This is a genomic window from Micromonospora sp. NPDC049523 (assembly GCF_040676775.1).
GTDB lineage: Bacteria > Actinomycetota > Actinomycetes > Mycobacteriales > Micromonosporaceae > Micromonospora_G.
In genome coordinates this window covers 65,519-84,323 of the sequence record NZ_JBFAPP010000017.1, presented here as the reverse complement: position 1 = coordinate 84,323, position 18,805 = coordinate 65,519, and the positions used below count along the sequence as shown (strand labels likewise).

At 70.3% G+C, this 18,805-nt stretch carries 14 protein-coding genes; 13 read left to right on the top strand and 1 reads right to left on the bottom strand.

What is annotated here, in order from left to right:
- Nucleotides 1-103: 103 nt before the first annotated feature.
- Both AB0J90_RS24945 and AB0J90_RS24940 read left to right on the top strand, forming a co-directional pair.
- On the top strand, nt 104-1,348 hold the full coding sequence (locus tag AB0J90_RS24945; protein ID WP_363599639.1) for a hypothetical protein: 1,245 nt from the start codon (nt 104-106) through the stop codon (nt 1,346-1,348).
- Between the two features lie 749 nt (nt 1,349-2,097).
- Nucleotides 2,098-5,574 carry an amino acid adenylation domain-containing protein gene (locus AB0J90_RS24940; protein WP_363599637.1) on the top strand — a complete coding sequence of 1,159 codons (3,477 nt, stop codon included), beginning with the start codon at nt 2,098-2,100 and terminating at the stop codon, nt 5,572-5,574.
- 8 nt (nt 5,575-5,582) lie between these two features.
- On the opposite strand, the gene AB0J90_RS24935 is transcribed toward AB0J90_RS24940, so the two are convergent.
- Nucleotides 5,583-6,908 (bottom strand): MFS transporter, encoded by a 1,326-nt coding sequence (locus tag AB0J90_RS24935; protein WP_363599635.1) that lies wholly within the window; start codon nt 6,906-6,908, stop codon nt 5,583-5,585.
- Between the two features lie 351 nt (nt 6,909-7,259).
- Here AB0J90_RS24935 and AB0J90_RS24930 point away from each other — a divergent pair, with 351 nt between their 5' ends.
- Genes AB0J90_RS24930 through AB0J90_RS24880 form a run of 11 tightly spaced genes read left to right on the top strand, consistent with a single transcriptional unit; the run spans nt 7,260 to nt 18,793 of the window.
- On the top strand, nt 7,260-9,491 hold the full coding sequence (locus tag AB0J90_RS24930) for a type I polyketide synthase (RefSeq protein WP_363599633.1): 2,232 nt from the start codon (nt 7,260-7,262) through the stop codon (nt 9,489-9,491).
- Nucleotides 9,492-9,504: 13 nt separating this feature from the next.
- Nucleotides 9,505-9,774: an acyl carrier protein gene (locus AB0J90_RS24925; RefSeq protein WP_363599631.1), complete on the top strand. Its 270-nt coding sequence runs from the start codon at nt 9,505-9,507 to the stop codon at nt 9,772-9,774.
- Between the two features lie 52 nt (nt 9,775-9,826).
- Nucleotides 9,827-11,218 (top strand): aminotransferase class III-fold pyridoxal phosphate-dependent enzyme, encoded by a 1,392-nt coding sequence (locus tag AB0J90_RS24920; protein WP_363599629.1) that lies wholly within the window; start codon nt 9,827-9,829, stop codon nt 11,216-11,218.
- A complete protein-coding gene (locus AB0J90_RS24915) occupies nt 11,215-11,640 on the top strand; it encodes a thioesterase family protein (RefSeq protein WP_363599627.1) in 426 nt (141 codons plus the stop codon). Before AB0J90_RS24920 ends, AB0J90_RS24915 begins: the two co-directional genes overlap by 4 nt.
- A complete protein-coding gene (locus AB0J90_RS24910; protein WP_363599625.1) occupies nt 11,627-12,124 on the top strand; it encodes a hypothetical protein in 498 nt (165 codons plus the stop codon). Before AB0J90_RS24915 ends, AB0J90_RS24910 begins: the two co-directional genes overlap by 14 nt.
- A complete protein-coding gene (locus tag AB0J90_RS24905) occupies nt 12,115-13,269 on the top strand; it encodes a beta-ketoacyl synthase N-terminal-like domain-containing protein (RefSeq protein ID WP_363599623.1) in 1,155 nt (384 codons plus the stop codon). The genes AB0J90_RS24910 and AB0J90_RS24905 overlap by 10 nt, the downstream gene beginning before the upstream one ends.
- Nucleotides 13,266-13,820: a hypothetical protein gene (locus AB0J90_RS24900; RefSeq protein ID WP_363599621.1), complete on the top strand. Its 555-nt coding sequence runs from the start codon at nt 13,266-13,268 to the stop codon at nt 13,818-13,820. Before AB0J90_RS24905 ends, AB0J90_RS24900 begins: the two co-directional genes overlap by 4 nt.
- On the top strand, nt 13,817-15,205 hold the full coding sequence (locus AB0J90_RS24895; RefSeq protein ID WP_363599619.1) for a class I adenylate-forming enzyme family protein: 1,389 nt from the start codon (nt 13,817-13,819) through the stop codon (nt 15,203-15,205). The genes AB0J90_RS24900 and AB0J90_RS24895 overlap by 4 nt, the downstream gene beginning before the upstream one ends.
- A complete protein-coding gene (locus AB0J90_RS24890) occupies nt 15,202-16,773 on the top strand; it encodes an amino acid adenylation domain-containing protein (RefSeq protein WP_363599617.1) in 1,572 nt (523 codons plus the stop codon). The genes AB0J90_RS24895 and AB0J90_RS24890 overlap by 4 nt, the downstream gene beginning before the upstream one ends.
- Complete coding sequence (locus AB0J90_RS24885; RefSeq protein ID WP_363599615.1) at nt 16,770-18,542, top strand: condensation domain-containing protein; 1,773 nt, start codon at nt 16,770-16,772, stop codon at nt 18,540-18,542. Before AB0J90_RS24890 ends, AB0J90_RS24885 begins: the two co-directional genes overlap by 4 nt.
- Entirely contained in the window at nt 18,539-18,793 is a 255-nt protein-coding gene (locus AB0J90_RS24880; protein WP_363599613.1) for a phosphopantetheine-binding protein, read from the top strand. The genes AB0J90_RS24885 and AB0J90_RS24880 overlap by 4 nt, the downstream gene beginning before the upstream one ends.
- Nucleotides 18,794-18,805 lie beyond the last annotated feature (12 nt).

Sequence of the window (18,805 nt, the reverse complement as noted above, 5' to 3'; positions counted from 1 at the left end):
AGTGCGCTCCCGTCCGCGTTGTTAGGACGTGGCTGCTACCGGGAAAGGTTGGTACACGGTGCAGGGCTTCGGGCTACGGAGGATCACCGGGACGGGCCGCGGCGTGCGCGCGGGCCTGGCGGCGGTGGTCGCGGTGGTGCTGGTGGTCGGCCTCGGGTGGGGCTTCGCGTACGCCGGGAAGGATGCGGCCACCGGGCGCGCTCTCTCCGGGGAACAGCTCACCGCGGTGTACCGGGCGGGCCACGCCTGCCCGACCCTGACATCCGCCCGCCTAGCGGGTCAGCTCATGGCCGAGTCCGGATTGGACCCGGCGTCGGCGCGGACCGCGTCCGGGGGCCGGGGCATCGCCGGGCTGACCGACGAGCAGTGGCGGCAGTGGGCGCCGTGGCCCGGCGCGCAACGTGAGAACACCGAAGCGAGCATGCTCGCGCTGGCGCACCTGATGTGCAACCTCGTCGGCCAGGTCCGCACGAGCGGTGTCGGCGGCGACACGTGGCGGCTGGCGCTGGCGGCGTTCCTGTCGGGGCTGCCGGAGGTCCGGGAGGCCGGTCGCGTGCCCCGCGAGGCAAACGACTACGTCGACCAGGCCGGAAAGTACGCTGCCTACTACCAAACCCTGCCGCAGTTCGCGTCTGCCGGGTCGACCCAGTTCACCGCGACCGGGTCCGCGCCGGAGGCGGTGCCGATCCCCGACGAGTTGGTCGGAGCGGTGGCCACTGCGGGAAGCCGGTGTCCCGAGCTGAGCCCGCCGGCGATCGCCGGCCAGCTGATGGCGCTGTCCGGCTTCAACCCGGAGCAGCGCGGAACCTCCGGGCAGTTGGGCATCGCTGGCTTCTCCGAGGACCTGTGGCTGGAGAACGCCCCCGAGGGCGCGTCGGTGTGGGACCCGCAGAAGGCGGTGCCGGTGATGGGCGAGGCGTTGTGCCGTCTGGTCCGTGAGCTGTCCGGGCTCCCGGGTGACCCATACCTGCTTGCCGCGGCGGCTTGGCGCGCGGGTGTCGACACGGTACGCCGGGCCGGCGGTGTGCCGGACGTGATGACGCGGGCGTACCTGGAGAACGTCGCCGCGTACACCGACTACTACCGGCTCGACACCCGGCTGACCCCACCGTCCAAGCCATCGCCATCGCCGACCCCGGCGTCACCATCTGTCCGGCCACCGGCCCCGACGAACGGCGCGCCAACCGTCACCCGGAGCGCCACGAACCCGGTCCGGCCGCCAGCCACGACGAGCCAGGCGCCCCCGGCGGCCGTGCCCACGGGGCCGCCCGCCGGATTCGGCCCGGGTGGCCCGGGCGGCCCAGGCGGCGGGGGCTACCCGTGTCGGCGCACGCGCTGCCGGTGGTGACTACGGATCAAATCCTTCGGTCCCTGGCCGCGTCCTAGGTTCCAGCGGCAGGGACCAGTCGGTGGATGCGCCGTTCGGTTCGCGGCAATGCCTGCCGTTGTCGGTCCACGTCCGGTAGACGTAGGCGAGACAGTCTTCGTGGCCGGCACGGGTCGAAGACGGGTGGCCATCGGCCGGGAATGGCGACAGGCTTCGGCTACAGCGCGTGCTCGTTCTCGCCGTTCACCGCCACGACGTAAGTCAGCGTCTCGTGATCGAACGGCTTTCGCTCATCACGCAACCCACTCCACTGTGGCCGCCGCTGGAATGCGATGCTTTCAGTACCCGCCATCGACATGGCTCGCTGGACAATATTTGATCACCCGACCCGGACCCTGTCAAGCGGACGGTGGCGACAGTGCATATCCGGCGCCGTTCACGTGTACGCCTCCTACCGTTCAGGTTGCAATACCGTCCGACTCTTGACATGGAAGTGCCCGTCTGAACTAATTGGGCCGGAATGGATCGCGGTGAATTGGTGCTGCGAGCTGTCACACAACTGAAAAGCACGGATATCGAAAGGCCAGGAGGAAATGCGCGTTGCGACAGCGAGGTTCTGACGTCTATGCAGGCGGAGCGCAGGACATGAGGCGAGTCGACGTTCATGGAACTCAGGTCGTCATGAATCGCGGAAACAGTCGTCGCATCATTTCGGAGACGCGCGCGACGACCGCAATGGGTAGCAGTATTCGATCGCTCGGCGGGATCCGATGACTGACGACCAGATCAAGACCCGCGGGTACGGCGCCGACCCTGCCGACGTCGCCGGCGTACTCGCCGGGCACCAGGCAGTCGCGCACGCCCATGTGCTGGCCGGCCGGAACGAGGCCTCCCTTACCGCGTATGTCGCGCCCCGGACCGCAACGGAGCTGGTGGTCGCGAAGAGGCCGGACGCCGACGCCGCGATCCCCCTGTCATTCCAACAGGAACAGGTTTGGTTCCTTCACCGGTTCGCTCCGTACACCATTGCCCACCACGCGCAGACGACGATCCGTATTGTCGGTGCATTCGATCCCGACCGGCTCGACCAGGTGATCACGGAAATTCACCGGCGGCACGAGATCCTACGCACCACGTACTCGGAGGTCGGTGGTAAACCGTGGCAGGTAGTGCATCCGCCACAACCGGTCCAGGCAACGCGACTCGACATCAGCGACATTCGCGAAGGACAGCAGAAACTGCTGGACGAGATCGTATTTGGCGAAATGCACAGGCCGTTCGATATGGAACACCTGCCGTTGATTCGCTGGACCGTGGTGCGGCTGTCGGACGAGGAACACGAACTTATTGTCGTGCAGAACCACGTGCTGCACGACGGGTGGTCGCTCTCGCTGCTGATGCGCGAATTCAAGGCGCTGTACAACGCGTTCGCCGAAGGCGTCGAGCCCGCGTTGGCCGAGCCGCCCATCCAATACCGGGACTTTGCGCGCTGGCAACGCTCCGCGCTGGAGACCCCACCCATGCGGGCGCAGCTCACGTACTGGCTAAACCAGCTCGCTGACCTTCCACCCCGGCTGGAACTGCCGGCGGACCGCGCCAGACCCGGGGTCCAGAGTTTCCGAGGGGAAACCCTGCGGGTGGACCTGCCACCCGGGCTCGTGGTGGCACTGCGCTCATTCTGCCGCGCTCACCGGGTGACGTTGTTCAGCACCATGATCGCGGCCTTCTATGCGTACCTGTACCGCTGCACCGGGCAGCGGGACATCTGTGTCGGGTCTTCGTTCGCCAGTCGACAGGTGCCCAGTACCGAGGACCTGGTCGGCATGTTCGTCAACACCGTGCTGTTGCGGTGCGAGGTCGACGCCACCCTGGGATTCGAACACCTGGTCGGAAAGGTGCACGGCGTCGTGCTGGACGCGGCGGCGAACGAACTGCTGCCGTTCTCGGAGCTGGTCCGCGTGCTCAACCCCGCCCGGGAACCGGGCCGCAACCCGCTGACCGACGTCCTGTTCAGCGTCGACGACTCCCCGATCCCGAACCTCGACCTTGCCGGAGCAACCGGGACGATCTTCCAGCGGGGGAATGGCGCGGCGAAGCTGGACCTGAACGTGGTGGTGATCCCGCACGCGGACAGGCAGGGCCCCGACGCCGATCACACCGACGGCCGGATCACCATGCTCTGGGAGTACGGCGTCGATCTCTTCGACGGCGCGACCGTCAGCCGGATGGCCGAGAGCTACCTGCGCCTGCTGGCCGACGCGGTTGCCAGGCCGGCGGCACCGCTGTTCAAGCTGGCGGTGCTCAGCCAGCGGGATCGCGTCAGGATGCTGGCCGACTGGAATCCCGAGCGCCATCACCACGGCGACGGCGGCCCCCTCGTTCATCAGACGGTCCGGGAACAGGCCCGGAACACACCGGACGCTCCGGCCATCCGCGACGGGGCACGCGAGGTCAGCTACGCCGAGCTGATCCGCCGGGCGGACTCGCTGGCCGGCATCCTCCGCGCCAACGGTGTGCTTCCTCGTACGGTCGTGGGTCTGTGCCTGCCCCGTGGCGCCGACCTGGTGATCGCCGAGCTTGCCGTGTTGTGTGTCGGCGCGGCCTACCTTCCCCTGGACCCGGAGAATCCGCCGGCACGCCTGGCCGGCCAGTACGCCGCCGCGGGCGCCGTCCTCGTCATCACCGACAGCGTGATCGCGAACCGCCTCCCGGGCGATTTCACACGGCTGCTGATCGACCGGCTGCCGGACGTTCCCGATGCGGTCGACGCCGGTCCGCCGGATCCGGCGGTGCACAACGACCTCGCCTACCTCATCGCGACATCCGGCTCGACCGGCCAGCCGAAGATCGTCATGGTCGAGCACCGGTCGCTGTCCAATGTCGTCGCATGGCGTCGTCGGCGCTGTGACCTCGGCCCGTCCGACCGGGTCGCCCAGATCGCCTCTCCCGGCTTCGATCCGTCCGTGACCGACATCTGGCCCACCCTGACCTCCGGTGCGATTCTGTACGTGCCCGACCAGGACACCAAACTCGATCCGGAGCGCCTGCGCTCGTGGCTGGTCGAGGTGGGGATCACCGTCACCGAGTTGCCGACGGCGCTGGCGGAGCGCGTGCTGGCGCTGCACTGGCCCACCGAGCCGGCCCTGCGGACGCTGATCATCGGGGGCGACCGGCTGCGAGTCCGGCCGTCCGGCGACCTGCCGTTCCGGGTGCTCAACGAGTACGGACCGACGGAGACGACCGCGACCGCGACGGCCGGACACGTCGAACCCGTCGAGACCCCGCACGGGCCGCCGGACATCGGCCGTCCGATCGCCGGGACCAGTGTCTACATCCTGGACGCGTGGCAGCAGTTGGTCATGCCCGGGGTGCCCGGTGAGCTCTGGATCGGCGGCATCGGTGTGTCACGCGGCTACCACGGTTCGGCCGCTCTCACCGCGGACCGCTTCGTCCCCGACCCGTTCTCGGACGTTCCCGGGAGCCGGATGTACCGCACCGGCGACCTCGCCCGGCATCTCCCGAGCGGTCAGATCGACTTCATCGGCCGTCGCGATCGCCAGATCAAGCTGCGTGGCTACCGGATCGAACCGGTCGAGATCGTCGAGGCACTGCGCGGACACCCCGCGGTCACCGACGCGGTGGTGCTGGCCAGGACCAGCGAGGACGGGAGGGGAGAGAAGCGCCTCGTCGCCTACCTCGAGGCGGAGGACCGGCCGGCGCTGCGGCAGCAGTTGCGTGAGCATCTCGCCAGCAGGGTGCCGCGCTACATGATTCCCACCGATCTCGTGCTGCTGGACTCGTTGCCGCTCAACCGGAACGGGAAGGTGGACGAGCGGGCTCTGCCGGCCCTGGGGCCGGCGGAGCCTGACCCCGACTTCCGGGCGCCCCACACCGGTACGGAGCGGTGGATCGCCGAGATCTGGTGCGCCGTACTGCGGTTGGAACGAGTCGGCCTCGACGACAACTTCTTCGAGATCGGCGGGCACTCGCTGCTCCTGTTCGAGGTGCAGCGGGCGCTCGCGGGACGGGGTCACCACCTGTCGATCGTGACGTTCTTCGAGTACACGACGATCCACCACTTGGCGACGTACCTGGACGAACGTGACATGGCCTCCGGCAAGGATGCCGGCGAGTCCGATCGAGCGGCACGACTGGGCGCCGGACGCGTACGCCTGGACCGGCGCCGGGCAGCCCTGCGATCGGCCGAGCTGACGAATGCCACCCGCGACCCCGAGGAGGAAACCTGACCGACGAGTTACCGCAAACCCGCCGCGGGCTCTTCCGGACAGGCGTGTTTCCCGTCCGCCACAGCCTCTGCCGCCGGAACCTCTGAATCGTGGTGGACGACGTCGCGCAGCTTGGGGATTTTGGAGAACAGCGGCGGCAGTACAGACAGGGCGTTGAGTCCGGCGGCCAACCAGAAAACGCCCGGTAGCCCGATCACATCGACCAGCAGTCCGCCGCCGGCCGCGCCCAGAGGAATGACACCCCAGGTGGCGAACCGGAATACCGAATTCATCCGTCCCAAGAGGTGCGGTGGCGTCACCGCCTGACACAGGCTGACCTGAAGGACGTTGAAGATGAATGCGCCGAGGTAGGCGACGAACATTCCCGACGCGAATGTCACCGGCCCGGTGGAAATCGGCAGGATGGCCGATCCGGCGGTGAACAGCACGATCGAGGCCATGAAGGTCATGCCGGTGCCGAAACGGCGTGCGAGTGGCTCCGCCACGAGCGCCCCGACCACACCGCCGCCGTTGCCGACGGCCAACGCGACACCGATCACCGCAGGGTTCAGGGAAAGCTCCTCGGTCGCGAAGACCACCTGCAGGGCAAGGATGATCGCGGACGCAAGCTCGGCGAGCGTGGCGCACAACAACAGCGGACGCATCAGCGGGTGGCCGAAGACGAAGCGCATGCCCTCGCGGATGTCCTTGCGGAGGCTGTTCTTCTCGGCCGGTCGAACCGCGGGCGCCGGCTTGCGGATGCGGAGGACGTAGTACGCCGACGACAGGTACGTGACCGCGTCGGCGAGCACCGCGAGCGGGGCGGTGAGCAGCTGCACCATCAGGCCGCCGACGGCGGGGCTGCCGATCTGCGAAACCGAACGGGACAGTTCCAGCTTCCCGTTGGCGTCGACGAGGCGGTCCTGGGTGACCAGGGAGGGCAGGACTGACAGCTGCGCGACGTCGTAGAACAGCGTACCCAGGCCGATGACGAAGGTGACGACGTACAACAGCGGCATGCTGAGGGCGTCCATGGCCAGCGCGATCGGCACGGCGAGCAGTGCCGCCGCCCGGATCAGGTCGGCCACGACCATCACCGCGCGCATCGGCAACCGTTCCACCCAGACACCGGCGGGCAGACCGATCAGCAGGATCGGCAGGTACTCGACGGCCCACAGCAAGCCGACCTCGAACGGCGTCGCATCGAGGGCGAGCAGCGCCACCAGCGGCAGGGCCAGCAGGGTGATGCCGGTGCCGAACAGGCTGGTGGTCTGGGACAGCCAGAGATTGCGGTAGTCCGCGACGGCCCAAAGGCTGCGGCGCAGACCTGATCGCCACACGGTCGTCTTGGGCATAGTCTTCCTTAGTGGTGGGTGATGCAGGAATTCAAACAGATTGCCGTACCGGCGGTCTGCTTACGTATTGTGACTGCACGGCGACCGGATGGGCGATCCATTCTCACTAGACCCAGTGCATGGGTGCCTTGTCAAGCCATAGCCCCAAATAAATCAAAGGCCAATGTGTACGGTGCAGACCATCGACATCACGGAATGTCTGCCTGATGTTAACCCGCCTTTCTCCTGTGCCCGTCCAGACGGATGGTTACGCTCCAACCAGCACTGCGACAGACATTTTCGCAAGTGATTGCCTGTACGACGTACTTCGTCGTGCCCGCGCCCCGATCGATTGCGACCGGAGACCGAGATATGAGTACTGAGGACGTTGACGACAGCGGATTCGTCGCCGTCACGGCCATGTCGGGTCGTTTCCCGGGAGCTTCGGACGTCGAGACCTTCTGGGACAACCTCTGCAACGGCCGGGAATCGGTGTCGGTGCTGTCCGACCAACTGCCGGCGGCGGACGGGCACGTGCCGTCCTACGGTCTGCTGAGCGATCCGGACCTCTTCGACGCCGGCTACTTCGACTACTCGCCCGAAGACGCCCTGATCATGGATCCGCAGCACCGGCTGCTGTTGGAGTGCGCACACGAGTCTCTCGAGCGGGCCGGGCACGGCGGCCCGGAACGCCTGTCGACCGGCGTCTTCGTCGGGGGGTCCATCACCGACCACGGCGCCCTTGTCCGGGCATGGGGGCGGGCTCAGGGCGTCCCGTTGCCCGACTCCCGTGTCCAACAGGGGAACGACATCGACTTCCTCGCCACCCGGATCGCCTACAAACTGGGCCTGACCGGGCCTGCCATGGCGGTCCAGTCTGCCTGTTCCTCGTCCCTGGTGGCAGTGCATGTCGCGATCGGCTCACTGCTCGCGGGTGACTGTGAGATGGCGATCGCCGGCGGCGCCTCGGTGCTGGCCGCGATCCCGACGCTTCATCACGACCCGGACGACATCTTCGCCGACGACGGGCGCTGTCGTCCGTTCGACGCGAAAGGCCGCGGCACCGTGCGGGCGAGCGCGGTGGGCCTGGTGGTACTCCGTCCGCTCGCCGAGGCGCTGAGCGACGGTGACCATGTGCACGCGGTCATCCGCGGCACCGCGGTGAACAACGACGGCCGGCGCAAGATGGGTTTCCACGTGCCGACCGTGGCCGGGCCGGCCGCAGCCGCCCGTACCGCTCAGTTGGTGGCCGGTGTCGACGCTGACGAGATCGGCTACGTCGAGGCGCACGGCACCGGCACCGCGCTCGGTGATCCGGTCGAGGTTGCTGGGTTGACCAGGGCGTTCCGCCAGAGCACGGACCAGACGGGGTACTGCCGGATCGGATCGGTCAAGGCCAACGTCGGCCATGCCGACGCGGCCGCCGGCATAGTCGGATTGATCAAAACGGTGCTCTGCGTGGAGCATGGTGTGCTCCCCGCCAGCCTGAACTTCAGCGAGCCGAACCCGGCGATCGACTTCGCGTCCTCCCCGTTCGTCGTCAACGACCGGACCGTTGCGTGGGAGTCCGGAGGGCGGGCCCGGATCGGCGCCACGAACGTGATCGCGGTCGGCGGCACCAACGCCCACGCTGTGGTCGCCGAGCCGCCGGCCGCGCTCCCGACGACCCCGGGGCGACCAGACCACCTGTTGGTCCTCTCGGCTCGGACCGGGCCCGCGCTCCAGGACGTCGCCCGTAGGCTGGCCGACCACCTCGAACAGCACCCGGACGCCGATCTCGCCGATGTCGCCTGGACCCTGCAGACGGGCCGGGCGATGCATTCCGAACGCCACTTCGTGGTCGCCGCGGACGTACCCGAGGCTGTCGCGGCCCTGCGCGGGAGCACGGAGGGCGTGTACGCCCCGGGGCGTACGCGGCGACCGCGCATCGTGTTCCTCTTCGCCGACCCCGGCGGTGACCGCACAGGCTCCATCGCTGCGATCCACGGCGCGGAGAGGATGTTCCGCGCCCACCTGGACGACATCGCCGAAGCCGCACACCCGCTCCTCGGGCACGACCTGCGCCGAGCGCTGCTCGCGGGTACGGAGAGCGCGCCCACAGCGCACCTCGCTGTGCAGTACGCGACGGCGAGGCTGCTGATGTCCTGGGGCCTGCGTCCCGACGCCGTGGCAGGGCAGGGGCTCGGCGCCCGCTGCGCGGCGGCCGTCGCCGCGGAGCTGAACCCCGCCGACACCGCCCGCCTGATCGTCGCGCAGACCGAAGCCGGCGCGACCGCAGCCGCCGGGGGGCCACTGCTCTGCGACGTTCCGGCAGCGCTGGACGGCACACCGGGACAGATCGTCGTGCACATCGGAACTGGGCGGCCGGCAGCGCCCGCCGCCGACGTCGTCGAGTCGGTGTCCGTCGACGTGCTGGACAAGCCCGGGCAGTCACCGACCGGCCTACGAACGGCGCTCGCCGCGACCGGTCGGCTCTGGACGGTCGGAGCCACCGTCGACTTCGTGGCCCTGCACGCCGGCGAACGGCGGCGCCGCCTGCACCTGCCCACCTACCCGTTCGAGCGACGCCCCTACCTGGTGCCCCACCCGACTTCCCCGACCTAGGAGAACGACTTCCGTGAACGAGATCGAGCGAACCATCGAATCCATCCTGGTCACCGACCTGTTCGTCGAGGTTCCGGCCGAGCGGATGACCCCTGACGACCGGCTGCGTACCGACTTCGGGCTGGACTCCCTCGGCTTCGTCGAGCTGCGGGTCCAGTGCGAGAACACGTTCGGCATCACCATCACCGACGCCGAGTTCACCCCGGAGAACTTCACCAGCATCCGCACCGTCGCCGACCTCGTCCGCAGCCTCCAGGCCAAATCCCCGGCAACCGGCGGCTGAACACCCGTACGTCTACGGCCCCTCCGCACAGCACCGCCGAAAGGAACCACGTATGAAAGCCGCCGACCTGATCGGGCTGCCCGGGCAGGTACCAACCCGGCCCTGGTTCGACCGCGATGTCCAGTTCGACCACTACGGAGCGGAGCCACTGCCGTTCGGGTGCACCGGGGCGAGCGGGATCGTCCAGCACTTCGTCGAGCTGACCGGCGGCGAGGCTGGACGCTCCTTCGACGTGCTGGACGCCAGCGGCGGCTACGGATCCGCCTGCCTGGGCGCGGGGTCGGAGGTGATCGCCGAGGCCATGGCGGACGCGGTCCGCAACGCAGGCTACGTGACCGACGAGGTCGCCTCGGCGGAGCGTTCCCTGCTCCTGGAACGGCTGTTCGCCCCCGGCGGGCTGTTCGCCGGCCGGTTCCCGGCGGCGGACTACCGGGTCAGCGGGCGCAACTCCGGCTCTGAGGGCATGGAACTCGCACTGCGCCTCGTCCTGGAATCGCGCTTCGACCGCCGCCGGCTGCGGGCCGTACCCGGCGCGGAGCAGCGCGACATCGTGCTCGGGTTCGAAGGAGCGTGGCACGGCTGGTCCGGCGGGCTGCTCCCGCTGCTCAATCGCCGCCACTACCGGGTCGGCCTGCCGACGATCGCCCCGGAACAGTTCGGTTTCCGTTCCGACCACATCCCGTTCGGCGACCTCGACGCGGCCCGGGAGTGGTTCGAACGGAACGGGGACCGGGTGCTGGCGGTCGTGGTCGAACCGATCCAGGGCGACGCCGGGATTCTGGTGCCCGAACAGGGCTACCTGCGCGAACTGGCCACGCTGGCTGAGCGCAGCGGCGCACTGCTGGTCGCCGACGAGGTTCTGACCTTCGCGAAGACCGGTCGGTTCTTCGCGATGACCGACGACGCGGGCCCGATCCCCACCGACATCACCGTGATCGGCAAGAGCCTCGGGATGGGTGCGCTGTCCACGTCGATGGTCATCGCGCGCCGTGAGCTCGGGATTCGCCCGACCGGCGCCGTGGCCACGTCCGACCTGCGACCCCTCACCTGCGCGGTGATCCGGGCCGGGCTCGAACACATAGTCGCCGAAGGGCTGCTGGAGCGCTCCGCGATGGTCGGCGCCCACCTGGGCCGGCTGCTGCGTGACCGGGTGGTAGCGGAGTTCCCCGACCTGTACGGCGAGGCCCGCGGCGTGGGTCTGATCCACGGGATCGAGCTCACCGACCACGCCGCCGCCCGTCTCGGCGAGCTGCGTACCTCCATGATCCGCAACGGCGTGTACGTGGAGTTCATGTCCGGGGCCGGACGCCGTTCCCGCGGCCTTCGATACCTGAACGCGACGATGCGGGTGGCACCGCCGCTCGTGGCGACCGCGGACGACGTCGAGTCGATCGCCACGCGGCTGGCGGCCGGGTCGCGTGCCGTAAGGGAGGCCGCGGCGTGAAGCGGCTGCTGCCGGTCCGCCGCCGCGTCGAGCACGCCGACACCGACGCGTCCGGCGTCGTGCACTTCGCCCGGTATCCGGCGCTGCAGGAGACCGCGCTGCTGCAGAACCTCGAACGGCTCGGTGTCGGCCTCGCCGTCCTCGCCGGTGGCGGGTTCGACCTCGTCGTCACGGAAGCCACGACGAAATACCGCTCCCCGGCCCGCTATCCCGACGAGCTCAGCCTCGAACCCGCCGTCGGGCACCTCGGTGCGGCGCGCGCCCGAATCGACACGACGATCCGGCGGGTCCCGGACGGCGTCGAACTCGCCACCGGCTCCCTCGTCGTGGCACTCACCGACCGCACGACCGGCGCACCGTGCGCGCTGTTCCCCGCCCTGCACGCCGTCCTCGAGGAGACCCGCTCCGATGCCCTCCGTTGAACCAGAAGCCGCGGCCGACCTGGGCCGCACGATGGGTTTCGCCGAGATCAAGACCTGGCTACGCCACCGGCACCCGATGCTCTACCTCGATCGCGTGCTCGACTACGAGCCGGGCGTGCGGCTGGTCAGCAGGCTCTCGGTGTCGGCGCAGACGGACACGATCGCCGGGCACTTCCCGGAACGCGCGATCTACCCGGCCAGCCACCTGAGCCAGGCCTTCGCGCAATCCGGGATCATCCTGTTCCAGGTCAGCACCTCGCGCCTCGCCGACGACGAGCTGACCCTGGTCGGGGCGATGAACTCCCGGTTCTTCCGGATCGTCGCCCCGGGTGACACGGTGACGATCACCGTCTCCGTCGACCGCCAGTTGGACAACACGTTCTTCTTCTCCGGCCGGGCCGTCGTGGACTCGACGACGGTTGCCGCGTTCCGTGCCAACCTCGTCCGGCGCAACGTCGCCGACATGGGGCACCAGTGGTGGTGAGCGACCCGGGCGGCGACAGCGACGTGCTGATCACCGGTATGGCCTGGTCCACGGCGCTGGGCTCGGATCTGGACGGCGTGTGGCAGGCGTTGCTGTCGGGGGCGACCGGGATGACGGCCGTGCCGAGCGCCCACCCGCTGCGCAATGACCGTGCGGCGGTCCTGCCGGACCTGCCGGTGGACCTCGATCCGGTCCGGCGCCAACTCGAGGCCGGCTCGCGGACCCTGCGGGCCGCGGTGTCGGACGCGGGGCTCGACATCACCGACCCACGGCTACGCCTGGTCGTCGGCACGAGCTACGGGTCGCACCTGGACGTTCCGCCCGACGGGCTGAATGTGTGGGGCGACGCGCTCGCGACGGAGGTGGGCCTGGCCCGCCGGCCACTGGTGGTCAGCACCGCCTGCTCGGCGGGTTCGGACGCCATCTCGGTCGGGGCCGCGCTGATCGGCGCTGGCGAGGAGGAGATCTGCGTCGTCGGCGGGGTGGACGTGCTGACCCCGGCCAAACGGCTCGGCCACTCGGCGCTCGGCACCATGTCGCCCACGGCGCTGCGGGCCTTCGACGCGAGCCACGACGGCACGATCCTCGGCGAGGGCGCGGCGTTCCTCGTACTCGAGGTGGGCGGTTCGGCGCGGGCACGCGGGGCCCACCGCCGGGGCCGGATGGCCGGCGTCGGCTCGGCGAACGACGCCACCGGCCCGACCGCTCCCGATCCGAGCGGTGACACCGTCGTACGGGCGGTGCACGCCGCCCTGGCCTCGGCCGGTCGCGGTACCGCCGAGGTCGGGGTGCTCAACGCGCACGGCTCCGGCACCCCCGTCAACGACGACGTCGAGAGCCGTGCCTTCGCAACCGCTTTCGCGAACGGAGAGGCAGCGGGCGCGGTAGCGCCCGTCGTGTTCGCGACCAAGGGCGCCTTCGGGCACACGCTGGGGGCCACCGGAGCGCTGGAGGCCGTCGCGGTGTTGCTGGCCCTGCGCGACGGCAGGGTGCCGCCGGTGCCCGGGCTGCGGACGGTGATGCCTGGTTTCCCACTGCCGCTGCCGAGCGGCGTGCCACTGCCGTTCACCGGTGACGTCGGACTCAGCGTCACCATCGGGTTCGGCGGGTTCACCACGTGCCTCGCGCTGGAGGCCCCCGCATGACGGTCGAGGACATCGCGGTGCTCGCCGGAGCCGGGCTGGTCGCGCTGGCCACGGCCCGGGTCGGCCCCGCCACGGACGCCGCACCGCACCGGCGGATCCCCTCCCTGTACGCCGACCCGGCATCGTGGTTGGTCCTCGAAGCCGTCGACGAACTGTGGACCGCTTGCCCGGACGCCGTGCGGGCGGCCCCCGAGACCACCGCGATGGTCCTGGTCAGCACCTACAGCACCATCGACACGATGTCGGCGATCGCCCGTGCCGTACCCGGTGGACGGCTCTCGCCGCTGCGCTTCGCCGGGGCGAGCGCCAGCGGCCCGGTCAGCCTCGTCTGCCAGGTGCACCGCTTCCGCGGGCCGACCCTCGTTTTCACCACCGCCCCGGAGCAGGGGTGCCCGGCGGCGCTGACGATGGCCCGGCACTGGCTGCGAACCGGTGCGGCGAGCCAGGTCGTGGTCGCCGTGCACGACCACGATTCGCTACGTGGCCACGAGGTGCGGTGCGTGGTGGTCGGGGCCGCACCGGACCCGCATCCGTCGGGAGGGCCGAGGTGAGCGTGCCCATCACCGGCGTTCCGGATCGTGACGCGGTGCTGGCCTTCCTGGCCGCGTCCGTGGACGCCGGACCAGGTCGCGGAAGGCCCGACGACCCCGAGGTCGTCGTCGACGCGGTCGCCGGCCTGAACCTGCCGCCCGGTTCCCTGGCGCTGATCGCGATGCCGAACGGCCGGGTCGCGCTCGCCGCGTTCTTCGGGGCCCTGCTCGCCGGTGCGGTTCCGGTGCTGCTACCACCGGCGGCGGGAGCAGCGCGGATCAACGAGATCACCCGGCAGTTGGGCGGCGCGGCCCTGATCGCACCCCGGATCGACCCCGCGCGGTACGGCGCGACGGCGGTGCACTCGCTCGGCGACCGGTGCGAGGCGGCGCTGCTGGACGACCGGCCGCACCCGCGATACCAGCCGGGCGAGGTGGTGCTGATGACGTCGGGCACCTCCGGGGTCACCAGCGGCTGCCTGCACGGCGTCGACGCGCTGATGCGCAACGCCGACCGCCACGCCACCTCCATCGGCCAGCGCGCGGACGACACGGTCCTGGTGTCGCTGCCCCTGTACTACTCCTACGGCCTGGTCGCGCAGGCGTTGGCCGCGTTCGTGCGGGGGTCGCGGCTGATCGTCTCCGGACCGCCGTTCACCCCCCGGTCCTTCGCCGACACCATCCGCGCCCACGACGTCACGGTGTCCTCGCTGACGCCCAGCGCGGCGGCCCGGCTCGCCGTTGACCCGCCCGCCGGGCCACCTGCCCTGCGGGTGCTCACCGTCGGCGGCGATGCGCTCGACCCGGCGCACGTCGGCTCGCTGCTGGCCAAGGGGCCGCAACAGGAGCTCTACCTCACCTACGGCCTTACCGAGGCCGGCCCACGGGTCACCACGCTCGCCGCGCACCGGGAGCCCGAGCACCGGTGGGCCTCGGTCGGCGTTGCGCTGCCGGGAGTGCGGACGTATCTGCGCGATCCAGCGGGTGAAGGGCCTGGTGCGGAACTGGTCGTCGAGTCCGACACGGTGCTGCGCCGACGGGTCCCCGGGGGCGCCCCGACCGTGACGGGCTCCGTCGCCACCGGCGACCGGTTCGACATCGACGCCGACGGCTACCACTTCTTCCGCGGACGGTCGGGCGATTCGGTCATCGTCGCCGGGGAGAAGATCTGGCTGCCCTCGGTGCGCCGGATCGCCGCCGAGGTGCCCGGTGTCCGGCACGCCGCCACCACCGTCTACCGCGACGACCACAACGAGCTGCGCTACAGCCTCGACGTCACGGTGGACGACCCCGGGCCGCGGCAGGCGGCCGAGATCGAGCGCGCACTCAACCGCGTCCTACTGCGCGCTGAGCGACCACATCGGATCACATTGTGCAAGGCGACGACGGAGGAGTGGCGCAAATGAGTCCCGCGGCGATCACGGTCCCGGCGCTGCGTGCGGTCGCCGAGCGCGTACGGCTGACACCGCACGTCGAGGCGGTCCGCTCGGTCCACGAGTCCATCGACTATCACGCCCTGTGGGAGCGATCAGCGCAGGTCGCGGCGCGGGTCGCGCAGCTCGGCGCCGTACCCGGCACGGCCGTCGGCGTACACCTGGAACGATCTGTCGATCTTGTGGTGACGCTGGTCGGGCTGTTGCGCTCCGGCTGCGTCGCGGTGCCGCTGGACGTCGGTTATCCGCCCGAGCGGCTGCGGTTCATGTGCGACGACGCCGGCGTGGACCTGATCGTCGGCCACCAGGGTCCCCTCGACCGGCTGGGCGGCTTCACCACCGTCGTGACCGATGGCCAGGTTCGCTACGCCGCCGCCGCCGCCGCCGCTGGCCCGGCCCGGGCGGTGCCGGACCCGACCGGCGACGACATCGCGTACATCGTCTACACCTCCGGGTCCACCGGCCGGCCGAAGGGGGTGCGCTACGGCCACCACAACCTCGCCAATCTGGTGGCCTGGCAGGCAGAGGCGAGCGAGTGCGGTCCGGGGGACCGGACCCTCCAGTTCGCCCCGGCGTCGTTCGACGTGATCTACCAGGAGGTGCTCCCGACGCTCGGCGAGGGCGGCACCGTCGTCTGTTGCGACGAGGACGACCGCCTGGACCCGCAGCTGCTCTGGGACCTGATCGAACGGGAACGGATCAACCGGCTCTTCGTACCCTTCGTGATGATCCAGTCGCTCGCCCTGTTCGCCGCCGAGGCCACCCCGCAGACGCACCCGCTGCGCGAGATCCTCACCTCAGGTGAGCAGGTGCAGTGCACGGCGGCGATCCGGGCGATGTTCACCCGGCTGCCGGACTGCCGCCTGGTGAACCAGTGGGGCACGACCGAGACCCACGTCGCCACCTGGTACCGGCTGCCCGCGGACGTGGCCGACTGGGTCGACCTGCCCTCGATCGGCAGGCCGATCACCGGCACCGACGTGCGGGTCTGCGATCCGACCGGCCGGCCGGTGCCGGACGGCGAAGTGGGCGAGCTGTGGATCACCGGTGCCGCCGTCGGACCCGGCTACCTGAATCTGCCCGAGCGCACCGCGCGGAGCTACCGCACCGATCCGCTGGACGCGGCCGTACCCGCCTACCGCAGCGGGGACCTCGGTCGGGTCACCCCGGACGGCCTCCTGGAATTCCTCGGCCGCCAGGACACGCAGGTCAAGGTGCGCGGTTTCCGGATCGAGCTCGGCGAGATCGAGAGTGTGCTGGCCGCGGACCCGTCCGTCGGACAGGCGGTGGTGGTGGTCGCGGGTTCCGCAGCCGAGGAGCGGAACCTGCGGGTATTCCTCGTACCGAAATCGGTTCCGGAGGATGCCTCGGCCTGGACGGCTGGTCTACTCACGGCCCTGCGCGACCGGCTGCCCGCCTACATGGTGCCGGTCAGGGCCGAGGTCGTCGAGTCGTTGCCACGTACACCCAGCGGAAAGGTCGACCGGCTCGCCCTGGCCGCCCGGGACACCAAACCGACGGCGCGCGGGGGAACAGCATGATCGAGAGGGTCACAAGGGAGGCGCCGGACCAGATCCCGGCGCTGGACCGGACGGCGGGACCGCTGCCGCTGTCGGGTGCCCAGCGGGCGGTGTACCTGGTCGAACTGCTCCACCCGGACACGCCGATGTACAACATCACGGTGGCGGTCCGGTTGGAGGGACCGCTCGACGTGCCCCGGCTCCGGACCGCCGTCGCGCGTGTCGTCACACGGCACGAGTCGCTGCGTTCGACCTTCGCGCCGGGCACCGCGCCGTCGTTCGAACCCGTGCAGCGGATCGGTGACCCGGCCGTGGAACTGCCCGTCGTCGAACTGGACCTCGACGGGACCGAGAGCGCGGACGTGGCGGCGCTCCGGCTGGCCCAGGCGTGGGCCGACGAGCCGTTCGACCTCCAGCGTGGACCGTTGCTGCGTACGCGGCTGCTCCTGACGGGGCCCGGGCGGCACCTGCTCGTCGTCACCATGCACCAACTGGTCTCGGACGGTCCGTCGCTGCAGGTGTTCTTCGACGAACTCGCGGAGGGGTACGACGGTGGGCCCGAACGCGCCGCGCCGGCCCTCCAGTTCGCCGACTTCGCGGCGTGGCAGCGGGCCCGCCCGGTCGACGCCGAGCAGCTCGGCTGGTGGCGCGAGCACCTCACCGGGGCTCCCATGGTGCTGCGGCTGCCGACCGACAAGCCCCGCCCGCCGGTCGCCGGAACCCACGGGGGGAACCACCGTCACCTGCTGCCCGCCGCGGTGATGACCCCGGCGCTTCGGCTGGCGCAACAGCTGCGTGTCACGCCGTTCGTACTGGTGCTGACCGCGTACGCCACCCTCCTTTCCCGCCTGGCCGAGAGCCGCGACGTGCTGGTCGGCGTACCGGTGAGCGCCCGTGACCGCGCCGAGCTGGAAAGCATGATCGGGTTCTTCGCCACCACACTCCCGGTGCTCGTCGAGGCGCACGCCGACGGGGGCTTCGCCGACCTGTGCCGGTCGGTCCAGGCGGAACTGCTCGACGTCCTGACCTACCGCGAGGTGACGATGGAACAGCTCGTACAGGACCTCGCACCCGCTCGCGACCCCGGGCACGCCCCGCTGGTCCAGGCGTTCTTCTCCTTCGAACAGGAGCCGATCGTGAGCCCGCGTCTGGCGGGCCTGCGCACCACGGCCATCGACCTTCCGCCGAGCGGTGCAAAGGTCGACCTCGACATGCTGGTCTTCCGCTCGGCCACCGGAGCGGACGACTTCGACCTGACGCTCACCTACCGGACCGACCTGTTCGAGGCGGCCACGATCACGCGGATGGCCGAACACTTCGAACGGCTGCTCGTCGCCGCCGTCGCGGATCCGGAAGCGGCGATCCGATCGTTGCCCGGCTCGGTCGAGGACGTCTTTCCGTTCCCTCGCCCCGCATCGGTTGCGGCGGCGCCCCGCCCCGCCGTCACGATGTCGCCCCAGACCGGCATGGAACAGAGCCTCGTCCAGATCTGGCGGGAGGTGCTCGGTCGCGACGACGTCGGCTTCGACGACAACTTCTTCGACCTCGGGGGTACGTCCTTCGCCCTCGTCACCGTGCACACCCTGATCGGTGCTCGGACCGGGGCGAAGACGTCGCTGGTGTCGCTGCTGGAGTTCCCGACGATCGCCGCGCTCGCCCGGCACCTGGGCGGCGGCCCCCGCACCGGACCCGCGGTCGCGGAGCCGGCCGGTCCGGCGCGTGCTGCCGGGCTGCGCGACCGCCGGAACCGGCTGCTGCAACGACGGTCCGGACGGAGGGCCGGCGAATGAGCGCGAACGTCGAGGGGCCTGGGAACGGGAGGACCGCCGCCGTCGTCGCCGCGGTCTGGTGCGAACTCTTCGGGGTGCAGCGGGTCGAAGCCGACGACGACTTCTACGCGCTGGGCGGCCATTCGATGCTCGCGATCCAGATGGCGTCCCGGTTGCGGACCGAGCTGGGGCTGCGCGTACCGGTGCGCACGATCCTGGAGAACCCGACGGTGGCCGGTCTCGCCCGGCTGCTGGACGAAGCCAGCGGCTGAACCTCATCGATG

Bases quoted from the DNA above. Each gene is read 5' to 3' on its own strand.
- AB0J90_RS24940 (WP_363599637.1), top strand. From the start codon at position 2,098: ATGACTGACGACCAGATCAAGACCCGCGGGTACGGCGCCGACCCTGCC.
- AB0J90_RS24885 (WP_363599615.1), top strand. From the start codon at position 16,770: ATGATCGAGAGGGTCACAAGGGAGGCGCCGGACCAGATCCCGGCGCTG.
- AB0J90_RS24900 (WP_363599621.1), top strand. From the start codon at position 13,266: ATGACGGTCGAGGACATCGCGGTGCTCGCCGGAGCCGGGCTGGTCGCG.
- AB0J90_RS24890 (WP_363599617.1), top strand. From the start codon at position 15,202: ATGAGTCCCGCGGCGATCACGGTCCCGGCGCTGCGTGCGGTCGCCGAG.
- AB0J90_RS24880 (WP_363599613.1), top strand. From the start codon at position 18,539: ATGAGCGCGAACGTCGAGGGGCCTGGGAACGGGAGGACCGCCGCCGTC.
- AB0J90_RS24910 (WP_363599625.1), top strand. From the start codon at position 11,627: ATGCCCTCCGTTGAACCAGAAGCCGCGGCCGACCTGGGCCGCACGATG.
- AB0J90_RS24920 (WP_363599629.1), top strand. From the start codon at position 9,827: ATGAAAGCCGCCGACCTGATCGGGCTGCCCGGGCAGGTACCAACCCGG.
- AB0J90_RS24930 (WP_363599633.1), top strand. From the start codon at position 7,260: ATGAGTACTGAGGACGTTGACGACAGCGGATTCGTCGCCGTCACGGCC.
- AB0J90_RS24935 (WP_363599635.1), bottom strand. From the start codon at position 6,908: ATGCCCAAGACGACCGTGTGGCGATCAGGTCTGCGCCGCAGCCTTTGG.